The sequence below is a fragment of the Commensalibacter sp. B14384M2 genome (genome assembly GCF_016101865.1).
Lineage (GTDB): Bacteria > Pseudomonadota > Alphaproteobacteria > Acetobacterales > Acetobacteraceae > Commensalibacter > Commensalibacter melissae.
In genome coordinates this window covers 18652-43102 of the sequence record NZ_JACFPS010000001.1, presented here as the reverse complement: position 1 = coordinate 43102, position 24451 = coordinate 18652, and the positions used below count along the sequence as shown (strand labels likewise).

17 protein-coding genes are annotated in these 24451 nt (G+C 38.9%); 9 read left to right on the top strand and 8 right to left on the bottom strand.

The annotated features are described in order from the left end of the window. Positions 1-1755 (bottom strand): lipopolysaccharide assembly protein LapB, encoded by a 1755-nt coding sequence (locus H3R33_RS00190; RefSeq protein ID WP_198184464.1) that lies wholly within the window; start codon positions 1753-1755, stop codon positions 1-3. Between the two features lie 78 nt (positions 1756-1833). Between H3R33_RS00190 and H3R33_RS00185 the strand changes: the two genes are divergently transcribed. Both H3R33_RS00185 and H3R33_RS00180 read left to right on the top strand, forming a co-directional pair. Beyond that, positions 1834-2586, top strand: a complete 753-nt coding sequence (locus H3R33_RS00185; RefSeq protein WP_122124028.1) for a uracil-DNA glycosylase — start codon at positions 1834-1836, stop codon at positions 2584-2586. 94 nt (positions 2587-2680) lie between these two features. Beyond that, entirely contained in the window at positions 2681-4600 is a 1920-nt protein-coding gene (locus tag H3R33_RS00180) for a lytic transglycosylase domain-containing protein (RefSeq protein ID WP_198184463.1), read from the top strand. Between the two features lie 47 nt (positions 4601-4647). Here the strand turns inward: H3R33_RS00180 and H3R33_RS00175 are convergent, their stop codons facing one another. Next, on the bottom strand, positions 4648-5937 hold the full coding sequence (locus H3R33_RS00175) for a hemolysin family protein (protein WP_198184462.1): 1290 nt from the start codon (positions 5935-5937) through the stop codon (positions 4648-4650). Between the two features lie 239 nt (positions 5938-6176). After that, complete coding sequence (gene hpnH / locus H3R33_RS00170) at positions 6177-7346, bottom strand: adenosyl-hopene transferase HpnH (protein WP_155565910.1); 1170 nt, start codon at positions 7344-7346, stop codon at positions 6177-6179. Between the two features lie 472 nt (positions 7347-7818). On the opposite strand from hpnH, the gene dxs reads away from it, so the two are divergent. The 5 genes from dxs (at position 7819) to hpnK (ending at position 14071) form a co-directional block, all read left to right on the top strand. After that, a complete protein-coding gene (dxs, locus tag H3R33_RS00165) occupies positions 7819-9807 on the top strand; it encodes a 1-deoxy-D-xylulose-5-phosphate synthase (protein ID WP_232342109.1) in 1989 nt (662 codons plus the stop codon). A 27-nt stretch (positions 9808-9834) separates the two neighbouring features. After that, positions 9835-10512, top strand: a complete 678-nt coding sequence (locus H3R33_RS00160; protein ID WP_198184460.1) for an ABC transporter substrate-binding protein — start codon at positions 9835-9837, stop codon at positions 10510-10512. A gap of 13 nt (positions 10513-10525) precedes the next feature. Beyond that, positions 10526-11692: a bacteriohopanetetrol glucosamine biosynthesis glycosyltransferase HpnI gene (hpnI, locus tag H3R33_RS00155; protein WP_198184459.1), complete on the top strand. Its 1167-nt coding sequence runs from the start codon at positions 10526-10528 to the stop codon at positions 11690-11692. 83 nt (positions 11693-11775) lie between these two features. After that, positions 11776-13200: a hopanoid biosynthesis associated radical SAM protein HpnJ gene (hpnJ, locus tag H3R33_RS00150; RefSeq protein WP_198184458.1), complete on the top strand. Its 1425-nt coding sequence runs from the start codon at positions 11776-11778 to the stop codon at positions 13198-13200. 19 nt (positions 13201-13219) lie between these two features. Next, complete coding sequence (gene hpnK, locus H3R33_RS00145; protein ID WP_198184457.1) at positions 13220-14071, top strand: hopanoid biosynthesis-associated protein HpnK; 852 nt, start codon at positions 13220-13222, stop codon at positions 14069-14071. A gap of 6 nt (positions 14072-14077) precedes the next feature. Here the strand turns inward: hpnK and trxA are convergent, their stop codons facing one another. The 4 genes from trxA to tsaE form a co-directional block, all read right to left on the bottom strand. Then, entirely contained in the window at positions 14078-14407 is a 330-nt protein-coding gene (gene trxA, locus H3R33_RS00140) for a thioredoxin TrxA (RefSeq protein WP_155580846.1), read from the bottom strand. 81 nt (positions 14408-14488) lie between these two features. Next, complete coding sequence (addA, locus tag H3R33_RS00135; protein ID WP_198184456.1) at positions 14489-18052, bottom strand: double-strand break repair helicase AddA; 3564 nt, start codon at positions 18050-18052, stop codon at positions 14489-14491. After that, positions 18025-21066 carry a double-strand break repair protein AddB gene (gene addB / locus H3R33_RS00130; RefSeq protein WP_198184455.1) on the bottom strand — a complete coding sequence of 1014 codons (3042 nt, stop codon included), beginning with the start codon at positions 21064-21066 and terminating at the stop codon, positions 18025-18027. The genes addA and addB overlap by 28 nt, the downstream gene beginning before the upstream one ends. Positions 21067-21093: 27 nt before the next feature. After that, positions 21094-21531, bottom strand: a complete 438-nt coding sequence (tsaE, locus tag H3R33_RS00125; protein WP_232342090.1) for a tRNA (adenosine(37)-N6)-threonylcarbamoyltransferase complex ATPase subunit type 1 TsaE — start codon at positions 21529-21531, stop codon at positions 21094-21096. Between the two features lie 231 nt (positions 21532-21762). On the opposite strand from tsaE, the gene H3R33_RS00120 reads away from it, so the two are divergent. Continuing rightward, positions 21763-22785 (top strand): NAD(P)/FAD-dependent oxidoreductase, encoded by a 1023-nt coding sequence (locus H3R33_RS00120; RefSeq protein WP_110438564.1) that lies wholly within the window; start codon positions 21763-21765, stop codon positions 22783-22785. 24 nt (positions 22786-22809) lie between these two features. After that, positions 22810-23940 carry an alanine racemase gene (gene alr / locus H3R33_RS00115; protein WP_198184453.1) on the top strand — a complete coding sequence of 377 codons (1131 nt, stop codon included), beginning with the start codon at positions 22810-22812 and terminating at the stop codon, positions 23938-23940. A gap of 60 nt (positions 23941-24000) precedes the next feature. Here alr and H3R33_RS00110 read toward each other — a convergent pair whose 3' ends face one another. After that, a complete protein-coding gene (locus H3R33_RS00110) occupies positions 24001-24324 on the bottom strand; it encodes a hypothetical protein (protein ID WP_122124040.1) in 324 nt (107 codons plus the stop codon). Between the last annotated feature and the right edge of the window lie 127 nt (positions 24325-24451).

The window sequence follows — 24451 nt, the reverse complement described above, 5'->3', positions numbered from 1 at the left end:
CTAGTGGTGAGAGGACAAGAATTTATTTTTTTTGGCTTTTTGTAATGCATTCAATATTAAATTTCTATTTTCAGGATTTGGATTGCAAGTCAAGGCTACATTCCATTGATTAATCGCCTCTTGATAGCGTCCAACCTTCCAATAGGCAACCCCTAGATGGTAATTTAATTCAGGATCCTGTGGAATGGTCTCGGCAGCCAGCTCCAACTGTTGTATGGCTAAAGCTGTTTGATTATTCAAAACCATAATCCAGCCTAAACTATCACGGATTGCCCCTTCATCCGGTGCAATATCAATGGCTTTCTGTAGCATTATCTGGGCTTTCTGCAAGTTTTTATGTCTTAGTGCCCATGAATAACCCAGATAATTCAATAAAATTGGCTCATTTGGTGCCAATTTTAATGCCATTTGTAGATCCTGTTCAGCTTTTAGCCATTGTTTTTGTTTTTCATAAGCAACCCCTCTTATGAAAAACATTGTCCAATCATATTTAGTTTTGTTTTTCTTTAACTGAATGACTTTACTATAGATTTGAATGGTTTTTGGATAATTTTTCTGATCAAAATAAATATCACCCAACGTTTGCCATAAACTAATTTCTTGTGGGTAATCCTTTAACAATTCTTCCAAGGATTTTTCCGCCCGAGAATAATGTTTTAATAATGCATCATAACGGGCAAGTTGTAACTGTATATTGGTCTTTAACGGATCATCCGGATTAATGGGAAATAAGATTTTACGGGCCTGTTCAGCGTGTTTTTGTTCCGCAAGAATGCCCGATAACATAATTTTGGCTTCAGAAAGATTTGGATTGAGCTGTAAAGCAAACCGTAAAAATATCTGTTCAGTATGAAGGGCAACCTTATACGAAATTTTAGCCTCCCTGTCATTTTCATCAACAGTCTGATTGGCCAAATCCTGCTGAATCAGGGAGGCCATTGCCAAGTATACCTGAGCAACCGCCCCTTGAGCATCATGCACTGGAAATTGAGAAAGATTGCGACGTAAATTATTTTTTGAAATGGATAAAAAAGGCAAAATATCAGTCAAATTATCGACCATTGCCTCCGCTTTTCCAGCTCGATGATGCTGATAAAGCCAATTTCCATAAGCTCGCATTAACAGCAAATCCGCCCCGGGAAAAACCCGGTAGGCTTTTTCAAATAAAATGCCAGCTTTTTTATCATGATGTGATAAAGTTTCCGCAACGCCATAATGAATTAGAAAAACTCCACTAATAGGCGTATTAATTCCTTTTTCAAACAGAGCATTTGCCTGATCAATCTGACCAGCACCATATAGGCACCATGCTTGCAACAATAAAAACGTCATCTGACCCAATGGATCACTAGGAGGAGAAGTAAAATATTTTAATGCCTCTTTCCAGTTTCCCTTAACAATTGCATCATTTCTTAATACCAGAGCGGAAATTGGATCTTTATCTTCTTGTTTTGCCAAATTTACTGCGGCTGGATTGCCGGCGATCACACTATAGTAAAATGCCCTTTCACGTGCATCCGTGTTTTTTAGATCATGATTAAACACATTATTATAAAATTTTGCAGCGGTCACATTATCATCGGTCTGCGCCGCATAATAGGCAGACAGATAATCCCCGTACCCGCCCCTTTGATGCACCAAGGGAATAACAGGCTCTGGATTCTTTACAATTACGGACGCTTTAGATGTCGAGCTCATCCCAGCAATTAGAGAAAAAGATAAAAGCATGGTGCGTAGAAAGCGTGGGCATTGCATAATCACTATCTTCTCAATAAACTGAAATCTTAGTATATAAGGTTTCGTTAACCATCATTATATTCATCGTAATCTAAAATGTATGACCATTTATCATTGTTACAGCTATATTCTGAATGGGGTATAGATGAAAATTTAACTTCAGTAAGTATCAACCATTTAGAAAATAGAAAACCTATTCCTACTCTTCCTTTACCTAAAAAACAATCTGTTTCAACGAAAATTATAACAAAAACAAATCGACACTCCGCTTTTCAAACCAATAGTTTACAAGAAATAAACCAGGCTATCTTAAAGTTCAAAGACTGTTCGCTTAAAAACACAGCCATGAATACAATACTTTCTGTTGGAGATCCAAAATCCCATATTTATATTATCGGGGATGTTCCCGATGCCGATGAAGATCGTAGCGGAAGGGTTTTCGCAGATACGGGAAATTTCTGGCTTGAACAGATGCTTGATAACATCGATATTTCTCTTGATGCTTGTTTTCGTATTCCGCTTGTTCCATGGCGCCCCCCAGGTGGACGACAAATATCAACGAATGAATTAGAACTTTGCCTACCTTTTTTATATAAATTACTAATCCTGTATCAACCCAGATATATCCTGACAATTGGACAATTACCTGCTAAGACCTTACTAAAAACCCCGGTCAATTTTAACCAGCTAAAAAATCAATGGCATTCATTCACATACTCTGGAATTCCTAACCCCATCCAACTTTTTCCATTACACCATCTTTCCCAAATTAACATAAATGCCAAGATCCGCCAGGTAACCTGGAAAAATCTTCTTTACATTCGTGCCACCATAGATAAAAACACTTGATTGAAACATTATATATATTTCAGCGATAATATTTAATTACCTAAAATAAATAACTCTTGAATTACATGACACTCTTTCCTAATTAATATGTATTATGCAAGGGACAAACATTCTTTCCCCTTTGGCTGTCCGGGCTTTATTGGCAAGCGCAGCCTTGTTTGCAGGCGTATCAACTGTATCTATACGGGCAACTACGCCAAAACAGTTAGATCAGCGTGAAGAAACAATCATTACACAAGCTAGAAATATTATTCGAAATGGTAATGGTCGTGTCAGCTTTCCTCGTCCGTTAAATTCAATGGATGAACAGCGTATTCGCTATATATTTGATCTACAACGCAAAGGGGATTTCACAACGGCTCAATCTGAAACAATTCAGATTTCAGACAATTTGTTGCTCGGCGATATTCTTGCCGAGCGTTACCTAAACCCACATTTTTTACCAAATACAGGGCAATTAAAGTTATGGCTGAAAAATTTTGCATCTTATCCTGATTCACCTGATATTCAAAAACGTCTGAACAATCTTGGCGCTATTAAAGTATCAATTCCCGTCAATCAGAATCTACCTATTGATAACAACAATAATGTCATGGCTTATTTGCAAAGCCTTGATCATCTTAATTTCGAAACCAATTCCTTCAAAAGAAATCCTTTGTTGGATCAAACTGTTCGTGAACGCAGCGCATCAGGTTGGCAGGGAGCGAAAAGTGCCTTGCAGCTTATTCAACAGACACGCGGAATGAATAATCTATATGCCGCACAATTACAGGCAGAAATAGCTCAACAGCTCTTTGCAATGAATTATTCAGATCATGCCTATCAACTGGCTAAAAATGCGTTTAAATCATCTAATTACCGCGTTGGTTTGGCTGGATATGTCGCTGGATTAATTGCCTGGAAAAATAATGATATTGATCAATCCTTGAAATTTTTTGCACAGGCTTCAAAGGCAGATATTATCACTACCAATATTAGAGCAGGTACTTATTTCTGGGCTGCACGTTCATGTCTAAGAAAGGAAAATAAACAGGAATATATTATCTGGTTGCGCAGATCGGCTTCGTTTGTGCATACCTTTTATGGTATTTTGGCCAACCAGATTCTAAAAGAAAACGATCATGATACTTCAACAGAGAAGACTGATTTTCATCCTTTACTAAATTTCCTTAAATTTTCTTCTACAACACTTTCTCAAGTGGATATCAACACTATTGAAGCCACTGCTGAGGGAAAAAGGTTTTTTGCCTTACTACAAGTGGACGAAAAAAAACGGGCTGAGATTATTTTAAAACAGATATGGATGAAAAATAGAAAGAATCTTGCCCTTTTGCATTCCATTCAATTGATTGCAAAAACCATAGGCGCAAACGATTTATCTAAACAGCTTGTTGAGATAATTGCACAAAATGAAAATCTTCTCGACCACAATAAAAGCTTACCCTTACCCAATTTACATCCAAGGAATGGCTACAGAATCAATCCGGCCCTTATCTATGCGTTGATCCGTTTAGAATCAAATTTCAATAGCAAGGCTGTTTCGAATACAGGGGCACGTGGCCTAATGCAAATCATGCCTATGACAGCAAAATATATTGCAAAACAAAAAAATAACGTATCGATTCATCGTTTGGATGAACTGCAAAATTCCGCTTTAAATTTGGAAATCGGTCAATTATACCTTATCCATTTATCAGGACTTTATAACAAGAAAAGCTATGATATGCTTCCAAAAGGGGGAAGCCTTATTCATATGCTGGCCAGTTATAATGCCGGACCTGTAATAACATCAAAATGGTTGAATTCAGCTGAGAATAATCAAGATCCATTACTATTCATGGAAACAATTCCCATCAAGGAAACAAAAAACTATTTGCATAAAGCACTGACTTTTCTTTGGATCTATTCTGATAAGCTTGATTTACCTTCTCCTTCCTTAAAGGCTTTGGCTCAAAACAAATGGCCTAAATTTACAAATGAAGTAAAATTGGCCCAAGCCATTACATTACATTAAAAAAAAGCCCTTTTCTTAAAAAAAGAAAAGGGCTTTTTAAATACCTACTAGTTTTTTGCCACAGGTTGTCGGCTTGCCTTTACACGAGTAACCCGACGATTTTCCATCTCCAAAACCTCAAAAAGCCAACCTGAAAAAACAACCTTGTCACCTGTAACCGGGACTCTTCGTAAAAGTGCCAAAATCAATCCGGCGACCGTATGATAACTTCCTTCCGCAGGTAAATCTCCTAAATCCAGCTGATCCCTGACTTCATCGACCTGGGTCGTCCCTTCCAGTAAATATTCATTATTTATCCCTGACTCAAGACGGGGGGCATCCAGAGACTGATTGATTTCACCTACAATTATTTTAAAAATATCCGAAACCGTTACAATTCCCTCAAATGAGCCATATTCGTCAAGAACCAGTAATATTCCTAATAAATCACCCCGCAATCGTTCCAGAGCGTCCAAGGCAGACATACTATCCGGAACAACAAGAGGACGCTGTAAACAGGCATTAATTGACAAGCTGTTTTTATGTAAAAGCTGGCTGAACAAATCATTAACCAAAACCACACCAACAGGATTATCAATTCCATTCTCACAAACAACCAATCGTGTATGTGAAATATTGTACAAAGCCTGTTTCAATTTGTCCCCTGAAATAGAACGATCAATCCATATAATTTCATTCCTTGGACGCATAACAGCCCTGACAGGTCGGTCAGCCAGTCGTAGCAAACGTTCAATCATATCCCGTTCTTCAACTTCCAGCACACCAACCTTGGCACCCTCGGCAATGTAGGCCCTTAATTCCTCTTCTGTTACAGAGACAGAAACTTTATTATGTCTTCTTAATAATTTCAAAACGCATTCAGAGGATTTACTGAGGACCCAAACTGCAGGAGAGGCAATCTTTGATATAATTATAAATAGCCAGGACAGGCGGACAGCAATGACCTCAGGCTCTAGTAACGCCAGCTGCTTTGGAACCAGTTCCCCAAAAATTAGCATAAAAAAAGTAATAACCAAAACAACGATAAGAATCGACAAGTCATCTGCCCAGATTTTGATTAACGAAAATTGTTCAAGCCAATGCCTTAGACAATTTTCAATACGGGATCCCCCAAAGGCTCCCTCAAATATTGAAACAAGCGTAATACCAACCTGAATAGTGGGTAAAAAACTTTGTGGTTTATCAATTAATCGTAAAGCCCCTTCAACACCCTTCACCCCTTGATGTTGCATCGCAACCAGCCGGGCTTTTCGGCTTGATATTAAAGCAAGTTCGCCCATAGCGAAAATACCATTCAAAAAAATCAAGCATAAAATAACAATAATTGAAACAAGCATTTACTTAAATCCAATAAATGTAATCATAATAAAAAACAGAAATTACAAAAATAATCTAACAAAATTGTTACTAATAAAAAATAATAAATCTGTTATACTCATTTTTACTTTGAGTATGATTTAACATTTTTATTTTTATTTCTGTAATAAATTTGTTCCTTACACAACTATTAAAAAAGGCAAGCTTGAAAAACTAAGCTTGCCTTTCCTTTTATTCCACAAAAGATACCAATGTATAATCAGGCTTCCTGAACGGCCACCTTTTTAACACGACGAACTGCTGTCCGTTTTTTAACTGAATCCTTAGGCAGTTTCTTCATTAATTCCGCCACCTGTTCATTATAATCGTATTTTGCCTGTCTCTGTTGTGACAAATCTATTTCGGGTGCCATCACACCTTCGACCTTAGGCCCTGTTAAAGCAACCTGAGCAATATGCCATGGACGTTTGATCGCATCCTTAACAGCGGTAGCTTCATATCCAGAATGAACCATGCAATTGGCGCATTTTTCGTAATTGCCCGTACCGTACTGATCCCATTGAGTTTCATTCATCAATGCTTCAAACGTCGGTGCATAACCTTCTCCCAACAGATAGCATGGACGTTGCCATCCAAAAACTGTTCTTAAAGGCTTACCCCAAGGAGTACAGTGATATTGCTCATTTCCAGCCAGAAAATTCAGGAATAATGGAGATTGCGTGAAACGCCATTTATGTCCCTTTCCCAATCTGAAAATTTCACGAAATAATTTTTTGGTATTTTGACGGTTCAGGAAATGTTCTTGATCTGGCGCCCTTTCATAGGCATAGCCAGGAGCAGTCATAATACCATCAACCCCCAACTCCATAACACTGTCAAAAAATGCCGCTACACGGTATGGATCGGCATTATCAAACAGGGTGCAGTTGATTGAAACCCTGAACCCTTTAGACTTGGCAAGTTTTATTGCTGAAACGGCACGATCGTAAACACCCTGCTGACAGACAGAAGCGTCATGCATGGACTTGTCACCATCCAAATGAATATCCCATGAAAAGAATGGAGATGGTTTATAATCGTCAATCTTTTTTTCAAGCAACAATCCATTGGTACACAGATATACATACCGTTTACGAGCGATCAATCCCTCAATAATCTGTGGCATTTCCTTATGCAACAAGGGTTCACCCCCTGCAACTGCCACGACAGGGGCACCACATTCAGCATCAGCATCCAAACATTCCTGCACACTCAATCGCTGATTCAATATCTCAGCAGGATAATCAATCTTTCCGCAACCAGAACAGGCCAAGTTACAACGTAATAAAGGCTCCAACATCAAAACGAGTGGATATTTTTCACGTCTTTTTAGATGTTGTTTAACAACGTAGCTACCGACTCGTACTGCCTGCATCAGAGGAACAGCCATTTATCTAAGCTCCCAAACCGGTTTAACCGATATTAACATATAATAAATGCGTCATTCATAAGATAAATGACCCTTAACAACAAGAAAAAAATATTATTAGTAAAGAACGTACTTTACGACAAAAACATTTTATTTTAAATTTCAAAAGCCTTGCCGTCTCTCTTTTTCCTTCTTTAAAGTAACAATTTACTTTATAGATGTGTTCCTCAAGCAACAAATTTAATATCTCGTTTGAAAAAAAAGATAGAATCAGCCATAAAAGCTTAATAAAAAAGTGTAATATATTGTTCGCTTTTTATCCTTTTTTATTCATGAAAGATGATAGATTTTACATAACGTGTATTTGAATATCATCTAAACTCGAGTATAAGCTAAAAAACTTAACATTATATATTAAGCTATTATGTAACAGTTACGGACGAAATATAACATGGATGAACAAACCGAAACGCCTAAGAACAAAGAAAATCTTATGGAAAATGAATCGGCTAATCATTTAAAATCCATTCCTACTTATGGACGTTTCCCTTTATTAGACCGCGTTCATACCCCAACAGATCTCAAAAACCTTTCCATTGAACAGCTAGAACAGTTAGCCAAGGAATTACGTGCCGAAACAATAGATGTCGTTTCCACAACAGGTGGACATTTAGGGGCCTCTTTGGGTGTGGTTGAACTTACTGTTGCATTACATGCTGTTTTTGATACACCAAATGACTCACTAATATGGGATGTTGGTCATCAGGCTTATCCCCACAAAATATTAACTGGTCGTCGTGAATTTATTCGTACATTACGTCAACCTGGAGGATTATCAGGCTTTACAAAACGTTCAGAAAGTATATACGACCCTTTCGGAGCCGCCCATTCCTCAACCTCGATCTCGGCAGGATTGGGTATAGCTGTTGCAAACCATTTTAAGGCCAAAAAAGATCCAGCATATGATGAACGCAGTGTCATAGCGGTAATCGGTGACGGATCCATTTCAGCTGGTATGGCCTATGAGGCCATGAATAATGCTGCAGTTGCTGGGCCAGGTGCAGAACGATTAATTGTCATCCTGAACGATAATGAAATGTCCATTGCCCCACCTGTCGGTTCAATGTCCGTTTATCTATCGCAGCTTCTCTCGTCACGTCATTTCTTGGGGCTAAGAGATCTTGCCGCCAGAGTTGCCAGCAAATTACCCGAGAGTCTTGAAAAAAAGGCAAAACGGGCCGAAGAATATGCCCGTGCTTTAATGACGGGCGGGACATTGTTTGAGGAACTAGGTTTCTATTATGTGGGGCCAATTGATGGACATAATTTACAACAACTGGTTCCTGTCTTAAGAAATCTGCGCGATGCCGAACATATCGGTCCAGTACTTTTACATGTCGTAACCCAAAAGGGACATGGATATAAACCAGCTGAATCTTCAGGCGATAAATATCATGCTGTCTCCAAATTCAATGTCATAACAGGAAAACAGAATAAAGGACCGCCCGGACCACCATCGTATACCTCGGTTTTCAGTAATGAACTACTGAAATGCGCTGAAAAAGATGACAAAATTATTGCCATAACCGCTGCGATGCCATCTGGTACAGGATTAGACAAATTTGAACAGAAATTTCCTGAACGTTATTTTGACGTCGGCATTGCTGAACAACATGCGGTTACATTTGCCGCAGGTCTGGCAACCGAGGGATTAAGACCTTTCTGTGCTATATATTCCTCTTTTCTGCAACGTGCTTATGATCAAGTCATGCATGATGTTGTCCTGCAGAATTTACCTGTTCGTTTCGCCATTGATCGCGCTGGACTGGTTGGGGCTGATGGGGCAACCCACGCTGGTACCTTTGATATTGCATATTTGGGGTGTCTACCCAATATTGTTATCATGTCCCCCAGCAATGAAGTTGAATTAGCTCATATGACAGCAACCGCCGCAGCTTTTGATGAAGGTCCAATCGCCTTCAGATATCCGCGTGGCCCTGGTATTGGTCTTTCTTTACCGGCAGAAAGTCAAATTCTTCCAATTGGTAAAGGAAAAATCATTCAGGAAATGGGAGAGCAGACCGGTGATGAAAGGGGGGGAATTGCCATCTTGTCTTTCGGAGCTCGTTTGGCAGAATGTTTAAAAGCTGCCGAAACCCTTAAACAATATGGATTGCCCCCTACAATTGTCGACGCTCGTTTTGCTAAGCCTCTTGACAAAGGATTAATTGATCAGCTGACTAGAAACCATAAGGTTCTTATCACTATTGAGGAGGGATCAACAGGCGGATTTGGAGCATTTGTCATGCAACATCTTGCCCAGAACGGTCTTTTAGATCATGTAAGGTTCAGGCCAATGGTTCTACCTGATTATTTCATTAACCATAATACCCAAACCGCGCAATATATTGAGGCAGGTTTAGATGCTCCATCTATTGTCAAAACCGCTTTAAAAGCTTTAGATGTACCTTTGGAAATTTAAATATAAAAAGTTTAGGTAGATTCAACTATGAAATTTCATCGTTATATCCTGTTATGCAGTGTTACAGCCTTTATAGGCTTTAATTCTCCAATCGCAATTCATGCAAATGATACTGCCGTCCGTCCTGTTTCTGTAACCGGATCTGATACAGAAAATTCCATTAAAACACCTGTTGTCAATCTGTATCGCATCCTAAGCCAACTTCAACAGTCCAAGCAAACCCCTGCTGAAAAAGGCATGACCGCCCTTAGAAAAGTTTTAAATGATTCCTATGATTTCTCTTCAATTTTAAGCAGTACGGTTGGCTATCGTTACGATTCATATTCCGAAGCTGAAAAAGAGCAGCTTTTGCAAGCTTTCACTAATTATACAGTTGCACGGTATTATTCCAGTTTTGCCAAAGAAAAAGGTACGGGATTTAAAATTTTACCAAATGTTAAAAATGCAACGACAAACGATGATAAAATTATTAAAACCAGGGTTGGGGACGCAAGTGATATGGGATCAGCAACAGAAATCAACTATCTGTTGCGTAAAACCCCACAAGGATGGAAAATTGTCGATGTGTTGCTGAATGGTCATATCAGTCAAATCGCCATTCAACATGGTGACTTTAGTTCGACCTTGGCAAAAGGTGGCAGTCAAGGATTGATTGAAATGTTAAACAAGAAAACACAATCCTTCATGTCAAAAAACAACTCCTAATCTAACAGTCTATATGTTTTGGTCCTTACAAACGAAAATTAAATTAACACGAATTTTATCCATTTGTACATTACTGGGGTGCATTCAATCTGGAATCAGCTGTCTGCTTATCTATTTCTTTAAAAAAAAAATCAAAAAACAAAAAAAATATACAGCCCCCTCTTCCCTTCCCCCAGTAACAATCTTAAAGCCTTTGGCTAATACAGAACCCCTCCTTTATGAGGCTTTACAAAGTTTCTGCGAACAGGATTATCCAGATTTTCAATTAATTTTTGGCGTTCAAGATAGAAAAGACCCTGCAATTGAAATTGTTCATCATCTACAGAATCAATATCCCAATCGCGATATTAAACTGGTTATCAATCCAGAGATTCACGGGGTAAACCGCAAAGTATCAAATTTAATAAACATGTTTGCCTACGCAATCCATGACTGTCTGCTTATTTCAGATTCCGATATTCACACACCGCATCAGAATTATTTAAGAGAAACCATTCCCTTATTGGATAATGACAATATTGGACTGATAACCTCTTTATATAGTGGATTACCTTATGAATCCTCTATTGTCCAAATGCTGGCCAGTGCTCATATCAATTATAACTTTATGCCGGGCGTGATACTTTCACGCTATCTGGGCCGTCAGGATTGTTTTGGTGCCTGTGTTGCAATCAAACGGTCCATACTTATGAAAATTGGCGGATTAAAAGCTTTGTTACCCTATATTGCAGACGATGCAAAACTTGGAGAGCTTATCAGAAAACAAAATTTAGAGGTTGTTCTTTCACCTTCCATCGTTAAGACAACTGTTTCTGAAAATACTTTTCAAGCTTTATATAAACATGAGTTGCGCTGGAATCGTACCGTTTTTACGGTGGAACCCCTTGGTTTTACATGCTCTTTCATCCAGCTTCCCCTATTCTGGATTTCTCTTGCTGTTTTACTAAACCCTCTGAAAAAAAAATCATGGATTAATTTTTTAAGCTGCTGGATTTTTCAATCTATTTGTTGTTTAGTAATCAATAAAAAGATTAAACTTGACCTTAAGTTAATTCCTTTCCTGTTACCCTTAAGGGACTGGATCTCGGCTTCTATTATGATGAGAAGTATTTTCAAAGAAGATATTGAATGGCGTGGACAAAAAATGACTTTTAAAAAAAACCAAGGTTCCAATAGTTAAACGATAGTGATAGATAATTGAACCAATTAAGTATTTTTAAACAACCATAATAAAATAGAAAAAATCAAAGGATTAGTTCCATCATGATGAAGACTCTGTTTCTACAACCTCCCTCCTTTGAAGGTTTTGATGGAGGTGCAGGTTCCCGCTACCAAGCCAAGCGCGAAATTAAATCATTCTGGTATCCAACTTGGTTGGCCCAACCGGCAGCCCTTATCCCGAACAGTCGCCTGATTGATGCGCCCCCTGCAAGAATGACGATGGAACCCATTCTTGCTGATGTGAAAAACCGTGATCTGGTGATCATGCATACTTCTACCCCATCCTTTTCATCGGATGTCAAGGTTGCAAAAATGCTCAAGGATGCAAATCCTTCCCTCAAAATTGGCATGGTCGGTGCAAAGGTTGCTGTTCAACCCCAGGAAAGTCTCGAAAAAAGCGATGTTATTGATTTTGTAGCCCGGAATGAATTTGACTTTACATTGAAAGAAGTCGCAGAAGGTCGCGATTTCAAAGATATTGACGGCATATCCTGGCGGGATGCAAATAGCAAAATTGTTCATAATAAAAACAGGGCAATAATTGAAAATATGGATTCCTTGCCTTTTGTTACCGAGGTTTACAAAAGGGATCTTCATATTGAAGATTATTTCATTGGATATTTAAAACATCCATATCTTTCCCTATATACTGGCCGTGGATGCAAATCACGCTGCACGTTCTGCCTGTGGCCACAAACAGTAGGTGGACATCGTTATCGTACACGAAGTCCAGAACATGTCGCGGCAGAAATTCGTTTGGCTCAACAATATTTTCCACAAGTTAAAGAATTTTTCTTTGATGATGATACATTTACAGATGATCTTCCTCGTGCGGAGGCAATCGCTCGTGAATTGGGAAAATTAGGGGTGACCTGGTCCTGTAACGCCAAGGCGAATGTTCCCCGTAGCACCTTGAAAGTGTTAAAGGATAATGGGTTGCGCCTATTGCTGGTTGGTTATGAAAGCGGAAATCAGCAAATCCTGCATAACATTAAAAAGGGAATGCGAATCGAGGTTGCACGTGAATTCACAAAAAACTGTCATGAACTTGGAATTAAAATCCACGGCACCTTTATTCTCGGTTTACCAGGAGAGACCAAGGAAACAATCCAGGAAACAATCAAATTCGCCACTGAAATCAACCCTCATACTTTACAGGTTTCCCTAGCCGCTCCATATCCAGGAACATTTCTGCATCAGCAGGCACTTGAAAATGGATGGCTGGATGAAAATAATGCGGAATTGATTGATGAACATGGCGTTCAGATCGCCCCTTTGCATTATCCTCATTTATCTCATACGGAAATTTTTGATAGCGTTGAAACATTTTATAAGAAATTTTACTTTCGCGCTCCCAAAATAGCATCTATTGTAGGAGAGATGATCACCAGCCCACAAATGATGAAACGTCGCTTACGTGAAGGCGTCGAATTTTTCCAATTTCTACGAGATCGCCATACATCATAATAAACGATAAAGAAATTTTGTGACAAGAAAAATTCTTATTTCAGCAGATGATTTCGGTTTATCTGTCGAGGTCAATGAGGCAATTGAAATTGCACATCGCCAAGGAGTCCTGAGTACTGCGAATCTTATGATTGCAGGCGATGCAGCTGAGGATGCAATCATAAGAGCCAAAAGAATGCCAAATTTGCAGGTTGGATTGCATGTTGTTGTCATTGAGGGAAAATCGATTTTGCCAAAAAGTGAAATTCCACTTCTTGTCGATGAAAATCGTCTTTTCCCCTCACAACAACTTAAAATGGGAATCAACTACTTTTTCAATCAACACATCCGTAGACAACTGGAAAAGGAAATCAGGGCTCAATTTGAAACCTTTAGAAAAACAGGACTGGCTCTTGATCATATCGATGTGCATAAACATATGCATCTTCACCCAACCATTGCTCAGCTTATTATAAAAATCAGTCATGATTATCGGTTGCAACGAATAAGACTTCCCAAAGAACCCGTTAAGATTCTCAGATCCATTGATCAGACAACCAATCTAAATAATACAAATAACTTGCTGGTTTATTATTGGTGCAAACTTCTTGAAGAACAGATCAAAAAAGCCGGGATGAAATATTTTGATTGGTGCTTTGGCTTATCCTGGTGTGGGCATATGACATTTGACCGTATCCAGAAATTAATCCCGTCCCTACCACAAGGTAATTCTGAATTGTTTTTCCATCCTGCAACCACAAAAACGGGATTATATAATCAACTTATGCCTCAATATGAACCTGAAAAGGAGCTGGAGACCCTCTGTCACCCAGACTTCCCCAAGCTGCTTCAGGAACATGGCATTCATCCAATTACTTGGAAAAACATTTAAAATATCTCAACGGATAGCTGTTTCAATCCAGCCTTTCAATTTTTCCTTTGGTAAGGCTCCTACCTTGGTTGATAAAGGCTGTCCATCTTTGAACAAGATAAGGGTTGGAATTCCCCTAACTCCATAATTTGTTGGCACCTCAGGGTTTTCCTCGACATTAACCTTGGCAACAACTAATTTACCCTGCATTTCCTTTGCTAATTCTTCCAAAACTGGAGAAATCATTTTGCAAGGTCCGCACCATTCCGCCCAAAAATCAACCAGGACGATTTGATCGGATTTCAATACATCCTGTTCAAAACTTTGATCTGTTACTTTTTTAGTAAATTCGCTCATTTCTACCTCACAACTTTTAAAATAATCTTCATATCTACTAAATAGATGACTGTCCTTGATGTCAAATATTATTAAGATTGTCTATATCTGTGCCGGCAAATATTTTTCAAGTAAAACAATGGGCAATTTCATTATTTTTAGAGCATCTGTCCAAATCAGTAACGGTTCAATTTGATGATATGGATAAATTTCCTTTAATAAGATCCAATAAGATGCCATCTGCCTTAAATAAATTTTGGATACCATTTCAACAGTATCCGGCACTTTTTGACCGGATTTAAAATCACATAGTAAAATTTTATCCGATAAAATACGCATACGATCAATCTGACCCGTAATGACAAGATCATTGACAATACCTGTTACAGGTTGTTCAACCAAACTATCAGAATCAAACAATTTTTGTAATTCTGGATTATTAATCAACTGGATAACTTGATGAACAATTTTATCCAATTCCTGACCGGATAGTTTAACATTTTCTCGCTTGAACCATTGATATGCCAAGTCATAACGCTTTTCACAAGGGTAATTTGGCAAATATTGTAATAAGGCATGAATGACTCGACCACGATAAAAAGGATCTTTTTTCTTTCTTGTTTTAACCGGTGATATTTTAGAAGGAACCTCACCAAATATTATCCCGTCTGGTCGACTTGGAATATAATGGGGTAATATGACATTTTCATCAGGTAACGCAACAGCCTTTCCTTTTTGTTGCAACCATTTGGGCAAAATTATTGATTTGCTGGATTGATTTCCAAAATCATCCGGTGAACAATTCGTATTGTATGAAAGGGAATTACTTTTATTTTCTATAAAATGATGTGTTCCTTCCCAAATTTCTTGGAAAAAACAGGCCTGCAAATCAGGCAACTGCTTCATCGCCTTTTCACAATAATCATACCAAGTGTTTTCAGTTTTTTTATTTTTGGATTTTTGCCAGCCACAAACCAATAACCATTCACTTGCACGCGTTAAAGCAACATAAAGCAGACGATTGCTTTCTTCGGTATCCAATTGCAATTTAAATGACCTATATTCTTTACTTTCCCTAATATCGCAATTTTTATTTGGAACATATAAAGGGATTTTGATATTCTTTTCCGCATCCTCTTTCCAAACCAGAACCTGATCAGATTGAAATCCGCCCTGTTTAGATGCGGGATTCACGGTATCAGGTAAAATGACTAAACGCCCCTGCAGTCCTTTCGCACCATGTACCGTCATAATCCTAACCATATCAAGGTCTGCTTCCGCCTCGTTTTTTATGGTACGTTCGGATTGTTTCAACCAATATAAAAAACCCTGTAAAGATGGGATATGATTATCTTCATATTGCATTGCCTGGAAAAGTAATTCATCAATCGCCTCAAGTGCCTCTTCCCCCAAACGGGCAAGAAATCTTTCCCGTCCACGATATTCTCCCAAAATCTCAACCAACAAGGCATAGGGCGTAACATAATCCACTCTGGCAAACAATTTTGAGAGCATTAACCATGCCTCCTGCCAGTCTTTCCTTTCCAAATGCCGAATAAACAAGGCATTCCACAAAGTCTGGCCTTTTATTCTTGATCCGGCAAGCTCCATAAGACTTTCTTCATCCAAACCCCCCAAAGGTGATTTTAAGACACATGCCAAGGTCAAATCATCCTGCGGCAATAAAAGCACCTCACAAAGTACCAATAGATCCTGTACGGCTATTTGATCAAGCAATTGTGTTTTAACCAGATTGACCAATGGAATATTTTTCATTTTCAGAGCCCGGATCAAGGCCCGTGAAAAATCAGATCGTTTCCGGATTAAAATAAGAATATCACCTGCCCTGATGGGACGCCCACCATAAGGTGGTACCCTGCCGATCTGTCCCTTAATCCAATCGGCAAGACATTCAGCCAAAACCATGTCAGGTGTTGAATGATACTGATTTTTCCTCAATGGTTTCCATAAGGTTTCCAAATCCTCCTTTTCCATATCATCCATCATCGCTAATGGCCATATATCAACCCGCCCGGGAGCAGATATCTTCGCCGAACGATGCAGGCGAAACTGATCCATTGATAAATTATCCCAGACGCCTGTTAATCCATTTTCAGGCAAAAAGACCTGATCTACGAAATCAAGAATAATCTGACTGGAACGAAAGGAAACCCGTAATTGGGGATCCGCCCATAATTCACCTGCCTCTTTTACCTTTTTTGATATTTTTTCACGAAAATTAAAAAATTCCTGTGGCTTTGCCCCCTGAAAAGAATAGATGGATTGTTTGTAATCTCCAACGGCAAAAATCGTTCTGGAATGATGCGAAACAGGATCCTTACCCAATCCCACAAAAAATTCAGACGAAATATTATCTGCAATCCGCCATTGTTCAGCCGAATTATCCTGTACTTCATCCAACAAAATATGTTCCAAACCGCCATCGAGCTTGAACAAAACCCAAGCGGCACCAGGATTATCAAGCAAATCCAAAGTGTAATTAATCAAATCACTGTAATGCAAAACCCCTTGGGCACGTTTAATATCTTGATAATGTTGCCAAATTAATGAAAAGACATTCAAAAGAGCCCCTGTATATTCATAAATGTCATAGCGATTGATTGTTTCAGCAATCTGATAAATATAGTCAGCCTGTTCATTCAACAAAACTGCAATCGCGTTATTTTCCCCCTTATTGACAGTAAAATTTTTAACTTGACCATTTTTTTTAAGCAAGGTCTCCTGCATTATATTCCATTGGACAATTCGTTGATCGCTCGAAAGATCAAACCATCGAATACAGGATTCTATTGCCGCTCTAGATTTTTTATTTTTAATATCCCGATTCAGTTCCAGACATTTTCTAATGTCCTTTTCTGCTGGCCAGATTTCACATACACGAGCTAAATAATCCTGTTTATTGGAAAAATCCAGCTTTAAACATGACCGTAAATAAGCGGAAAATTGTCGCTGTTGAATCAAACGTAAAACTGGCTGTAAATATTGCTGATTTTGTTGTAGTTCCTGTAAAAGCTCCAAAAAATGATTATTATTGATTAATGGGCTTAAGACCTGAATATCATGATCAGAAATTTCATCAATTTTTTCGTTAAAAGCCCTTTTGAAGGTTAATAAATTATCACCCTCCTCAATAACCTTGAACTGAGGAATAATTCTGGCCTCCAAAGGGAAACGCTGCAGGATAGATTGACAAAATGCATGATTGGTTTCAATCCGCATACCCCCTGGTAAATCCAAAATTTCTGCAAACAATGCCCGAGCCGCTTTGCGCATCTTATCGCACGGCTTGATTTGTAAATCGAGCAAAGCCCTATCCAGTTCTTGATTCGTATAGCCAACCCATTCACTTAATTTTTTTTGCAACCGAATTGCCATTTCGGCAGCCGCGGATTTGGAATAGGTTAAACATTGGATCCGCTGCGGTTGTATACCGGGATGAATTTTACCCTTTTTATCAGTCGAGGGCATCATTAACCGTAATAAACGATCAACAAGAAGTTTTGTCTTACCGCTTCCTGCAGATGCGGATACAAAAACTGAATAATGCGGATTAGAGGCATCTCTTTGTTGCCTGTTCGCTTCTTCAACAGGATCTGAAAAAGAAAACTGCCGCTGCATCATGATCCCCCAGTTCCCAGTCCCCATTCAAGAAAACGAGCCAAATGCTTATAATCTCCAAAAACAGGCAGGGTTTGTACATATTCTTTTATTAAATGAGGACGTGGACAAGATAAATAAGGCTGTTCCTGGTCACAATAGGCAATAATCAACTTTTGAAGAACTTGCCAGTATCTTTCGCTTAAATTTGTGGCATCCCCTTCTTTTTGAATATTATCTATATGGATTTCCTTACCTTCCTCTATTCCCCCCTTTAACTCCCAATATGTAAATTTAGAAATTTCATGTTCAGCCAGACTTTTATCAAACCCGCCATAATAAGCCATTGCCGCTTCCAAGGGTAACTGCGGAAACAATCCGTTCTTCACATTTATACACGCAGGGGTAACACCTGTTTTGTAATCATATATTTCTACAGTTCCATCCGTGTTTAGCTGTATTCGATCCGCAACACCCCGTAAAGTGAAGTCAATTCCTGCGGTCAACTGAAAATAATGATGGCCTTCTTTTTCAAGATAAAACTGAGGAAGCATTCGACTATTACGACGTGACTTTTCCTGTTGGTAAACCCAATGGGCAATTTTTAATAACCGTGCATGCCACCATTTTTTATAAGAAATTAAGATATCCTGACGTTTATCCAGTGCATCCAAAAGAGTCTGCTCTATTCCGCTTAGCGTCCATTGTTTGCTATAATTTTCATAAACATTCTTTAACCCTTCATGAACTATCAACCCAAAAATACTGGTTGATCGATCTTCCTCCAAACCAACAATTTTTCTTAAATTAAGTATTTTTTTCGCATAAATCTCATAAGGATCCTTTATCCATCGCTCAACATCAGTTATGGAAATGGATTTTGGACGCAATGCCGGCAAAGGTTTCGGAGAAGGACATTCCATTGGGGTTGGAGATCCATCTGGTTGATCAAGATATTTTGTCCACATCAAAGCCGGATGCTGCTGAATTACACTCTTGCGCCCCTTCAACCACGCCTTAAGACGGACAATCCAACGCGATTGCACAACTGGCGCATTTTCCTGTCTTAACGGTGAAGACAAAATCACTTCTGGTATCGAACAACACAAAGCCATAAAAGCATAGGCTGTACGACCTATTTCAATATCCGGCAATCCCATCCCCATTTTTTCACGCATCGGGCGGCTTAACCAAGAACCAGAATCAATGGAGGGTGGCCATACCCCTTCGGATAATCCCCCTAAAATTACCATATCAACATTCTGCAACCGTGCTTCAAGCAATCCCCAGATATATACCCTTGGATGAAGCTGTCTAACCTCTCTCCCTTGTAGGGCACGGCGCGTATGAACAATTAATCCTTGAAACGATGCCCTGAAAATACTGGCAAATTCAGATAAAGTAACCACCTTTATATATTCAGTTTCAACAATAAGATCTCTTAAATGCTCGGCAAGTGCATTTCCCTCTTCAGCCTTCCATAAAATATCCTCTCCATTCTGTTCTTGATTAGAGGCAAGCTGTTCCGCAGCTCTTGCCAAATACGTCACCCATTCGCCAACCGTATATTTTGTAGTTTTTCCCAACAGAGTTTGCACATTCTGTTTCAATCGATCCAGCAAGCTGACCAATTCAGATGAGTTGGAAAAAAAATATGCGATATCGGTTCTTAGGGTATCCTTATCCAACAGCTTAATTTCTTCGATTTTCCGCTTCAATGCCGCTTGAATGACTGATAAACCAGAGGCTGCAAATTGTCTTAGAATAAAGATCTCCAGTAAACGGCTATAATCACGGCATAAACTGGCAGGCAATCCACAACAAGCAAATGGATGTTTAAGTAAGGATAATAAAGATAAAGGGGTAAAATCCTCGACACAAGCTTGTAAAATCAAATTTAAAAAGACTGCGCCGGCCGTTTTATAAAGTGGTTCACCAGCACTATCATCCGCGATAACCCCCCACCGTCCCAATTCCAGAGAAACACGCATTGCCAAATTACGATCAGGTGTAACAAGTGCAATTCTTTTCTGTGGAATTTCCAGGGCATCTCGAATCATTAACGCAATGGCTATTGCCTCTTGCTGCTGATTGAGCGGTTCAATTAAAAAACATTGATCCAAATGTACAGGACGCCGGTTTATTAACCAGCTTTCCAAACGGTCAGCAGGTAATAAAATTTGCTGAAATGCTGATACACGCTCCTTACAAATTGGTTGAACACATGTATGATCCCAGTATTGAAAATCAGAACGCTTAATACCTAATGCCGAAAACATTTTGACAAGTTCGGCATAGGGATGCGTGATAGGCAAAGCATTCCAGCTTTCCTCTGACAAATCCTCCTGTAACCCGGAAACAATCAAACGTCCGCGTGGCAATTGAACAACCGTGGACAGAAATTCAACAATAACGGGCCTTGCATCTGCAAATCCGACCACCCAAACTGGATCCTGGCATCCAGAATTCCGCCAACTTTTAGCCTGGGCTTTTAAAAGAGCTATTACCCTTTCTACGGGATTCATCAATTGATTATCCTGTAACCATTGAGGCCATATCTCGGTTATAATTGATAGAAATTTTAGAATATTTTGCCAGTGCTGTGCATATTCATCCTCAACCGCTTTTGATAAAGCCGTCTTTAAATCACATCCAATCCATTCCGCCTCATCCATTAAATCAGCCAGGGATTTAGCCAAGTTCCAAGCTTCACCAGCCTGAATTTGATTACCAAGCTCATGATTCATTTGTATAATTAACGATGTCAGAATTGATAATCTTTTTACAGGATGAACTGCGGGAAAAAGTGTCAGTTCCTCTTTGCTATTAAAAGATAATCCTGCCTCATCTATAGTGCCAATGGAAATAATTTTGGGTAAAAGCAGCGGTTTCCCTTTATTAACTTTAATAAAACTATTAATTAACGCTTTTACGGTTCTCTGATTGGGAACAATAACCATTCCACACGGGTAACCCCCTTGAGAATGCATCTCCTCCATCCATTTTTGAGCAATCGTATCCAAAAATACTGCATTAAAGGGGATCGTGATATATTTAGACATTTTCAAATAATCATGAAGGTCATTTTATTATTCAAGCAAGTTTAGCCGTTCATCCCAGCCTGAAAGGACAACACGACGCCCGGAATCAGAATGTAGGGAAAAATCAATATGCAAAGCCCCGTCAGGAACAAAATCCTGCAAACGCTCTGGCCATTCGACCAAGACAACACCCTCCATTGCATCATCCCAATCCAACTCGATTAAATCCTGTTCATTTTCCAACCGCCACAAATCATAGTGATATAAATGAAATTTTGGGCTTTCATAATGTTGTACCAAGGTAAAAGAAGGACTGGGAACTTCCATTTCAGAATCTTCACAAATAGATCGCAAGAATGACCGAACAAAAACAGTTTTACCAATACCCAAAGGACCTGATAATAAAATGGCGTCACCTGTCTGTATTAAACGGGAAATTTTTACAGCCAAATCATTTGTTGCTTGCAAATTTGGTAAATCATACATTTTTATAATCATGATTACATAAAACTTAACTGGTAATAAAACGATTTAATAATAACTTACAGAAAGTTAACATTTCTAGATTACAGATATGTCTTGATAATAAATATATTCAATAAAATTCATTTTATAACAATTTTTTTTCAAACTATTATTTTATGCTTATTTTAATATGTAAACTCTTTGCAATCATCCTTATAATTCTATTTTTTTCTTATATTAAAGGTCAATATAATGATTGGAACCTCTATCACGACTGATATTGCCATAATTGGTACAGGTCCGGCCGGCTTATTTGCCGCTTTTGAATGCAGTATGCTAAAAATGAAGTCTATCTTGATTGACACACTGGATACAGTGGGGGGACAGTGTTCAGCCCTATATCCAGAAAAACCAATTTATGATATTCCCGCTCATCCAAGTATTACCGCACAATCTCTTATTGATTCTCTAGAAAAACAAATTGAACCTTTTGATATTCCACGCCTTTTATCAAACAAGGTTGTAGAAATGGAAGGTCAGAAAGGAAATTTCACTTTAAAAACCGATAAAAACAATATCATTCATGCCAAAGGCATAATCATTGCCATTGGTGCAGGGTCTTTCGGTCCGAATCGTCCACCGTTGGAAAATATAGAAGCTTATGAACAAGCCAAAACCGTTCATTATTACATCCGAAAAAGTGATTCATTTATAGACAAAAATATTGTCATTGCCGGTGGAGGGGATTCAGCGGTTGACTGGGCACTGACCTTAAAAGATAAGGCCAAATCCATCACCTTGATTCATAGAAGAGACCGTTTCCGGGCTTCACCGGAAAGTCTTGCACGTCTTGAAACGGCGATTTCAGAAAAAAAAATCAATAAACTTGTCCCCTACCAGCTTCATAAGCTGCATGGAAAACAAGGCGTTCTAGAATCAGTTGATATTATTTCACTAGACAAACAGATTAGATCTCTTCCAGCCGATCATTTACTGGCCTTTTTTGGCCTGACCACTGATCTTGGCCCTTTACAATCCTGGGATATTGACATTATTCAAGGAAGAATTCCGGTAACTCCATCGACCTGTGAAACAAGTCTGGAAGGAACATTTGCCATCGGAGATATCGCTTTTTATCCAGGAAAATTAAAACTTATATTACAAGGATTCAGCGAGGCCTCTATGGCTGCTTATGCGTTATATAATATTGTTAATCCAGAAACACCACTGCATTTTGAACACTCAACAACACACGGAATTCCAGTAAAACCATAGATCCCAGTTTCCAAGGTCTTTATAATGATGCAACCCTATATTTCCATAAACCCTGATCTTTTTACCAAAAATGCGGGGGCAACTTTATCGATTGATTTAAGTGCGATTATAAAAAATTATGATTTGCTCAATAACAAAACAAAAATGGCACGATGTGGGGCTGTCGTCAAGGCAAATGCTTATGGACTGGGAATGTTACCGGTAGCAAGGGCATTACAAAAAACAGAATGCAAGAATTTTTTTGTTGCTTATCTAGATGAAGGAATTGCACTTAGATCAATATTGGGAAATGAATACGCAATCTATGTCCTGAACGGTTTTTATCCATATGATGCCAAAACATTTATCAATTACAATCTGACCCCAGTTCTAAATGACCTGAAACAGGTAAAGTTATGGATACAAATATGTAAAGATGCCAATTTTAATTATCCTGCCGCCTTGCAATTTGATACAGGCATGTCTCGTTTCGGTCTTGACATAAACGATTTAAGAATCATCCAGAATGAATCTATATCAACTTTCATTCCTACCCTGACCATCAGCCATCTAGCCTGTGCCGATGATCCAAATCATTCATTAAATCTTATTCAATTGCAACGGTTTAAGGCTTTTATCCATCACTTTCCTTCCGTACCGGCCAGTTTATCCGCTTCAAGTGGTATTTTTCTAGGTGAAAATTGGCATTTCGATCTAACACGTCCAGGAGCGGCATTATATGGGATCAACCCTGTTCCTGGACACAAGAATCCCATGTATCCTGTTGTGACATTACGAAGTAAAATCTTACAATTAAGGGAAATTCCCAAAGGGGCCACTGTCGGTTATGGTGCAACGTTCACGGCAGACAAAGCGTTAAAACTGGCTATCGTTTCAACGGGCTATGCAGATGGTTTTTTTCGATCACTCAGCAATAAAATCTGCGTCAAACATATTGATCACCCTGATATTCCCTTGCCCGTAATTGGGCGAATTTCGATGGATTGTTTATGTATCAATATATCACCCCTTGCCAACAAAAAAGTTATGATTGACGATGAAATAGAAATTATTGGCCTCAACTGTCCAATTGAAACAATAGCCAACGCAGCAGATACAATTGGTTACGAAATTCTTACGGCCTTGGGAAACCGTTATCGGCGTATTTACAATTAAATAAAAAAGACAGGGTGGTACGATACAACCCTGTCTTGAACAACTAATTAAACGGAATAATTAGTTAGCAGCTGGAGCTGCTGCGTCTGTTGCTGGAGCTTCAGAAGCTGCCGCTTTTTTAGCATGGTGTGCTTTTTTACCATGATGCGCTTTTTTACCGTGATGCGCTCTTTTACCATGATGAGTAGCTGGAGCTGCTGCGTCTGTTGCTGGAGCTTCAGAAGCTGCCGCTGCTGGAGCAGATGCTGGTGCTTGAGCCGCTGGTGCAACAGCGGCAGGAGCAGGAGATGCTGGTGCAGCTTCTTGAGCGAAAGCTGGAGCTGCAAAACCTAATACAGCTGCTGTTGATAGAGCGAAAGAAAGACGACGAGCTAATAATTTCATTTTATTCCCAATCAAAATTATCAATTAAAATCGTATCGAAAATCTATATCCGATATGTGAAAAAGTTAGCATAACCTGATGGGTTTGTCTTACATTATAATTGCATTATTTTTGCTATTTTTTACAA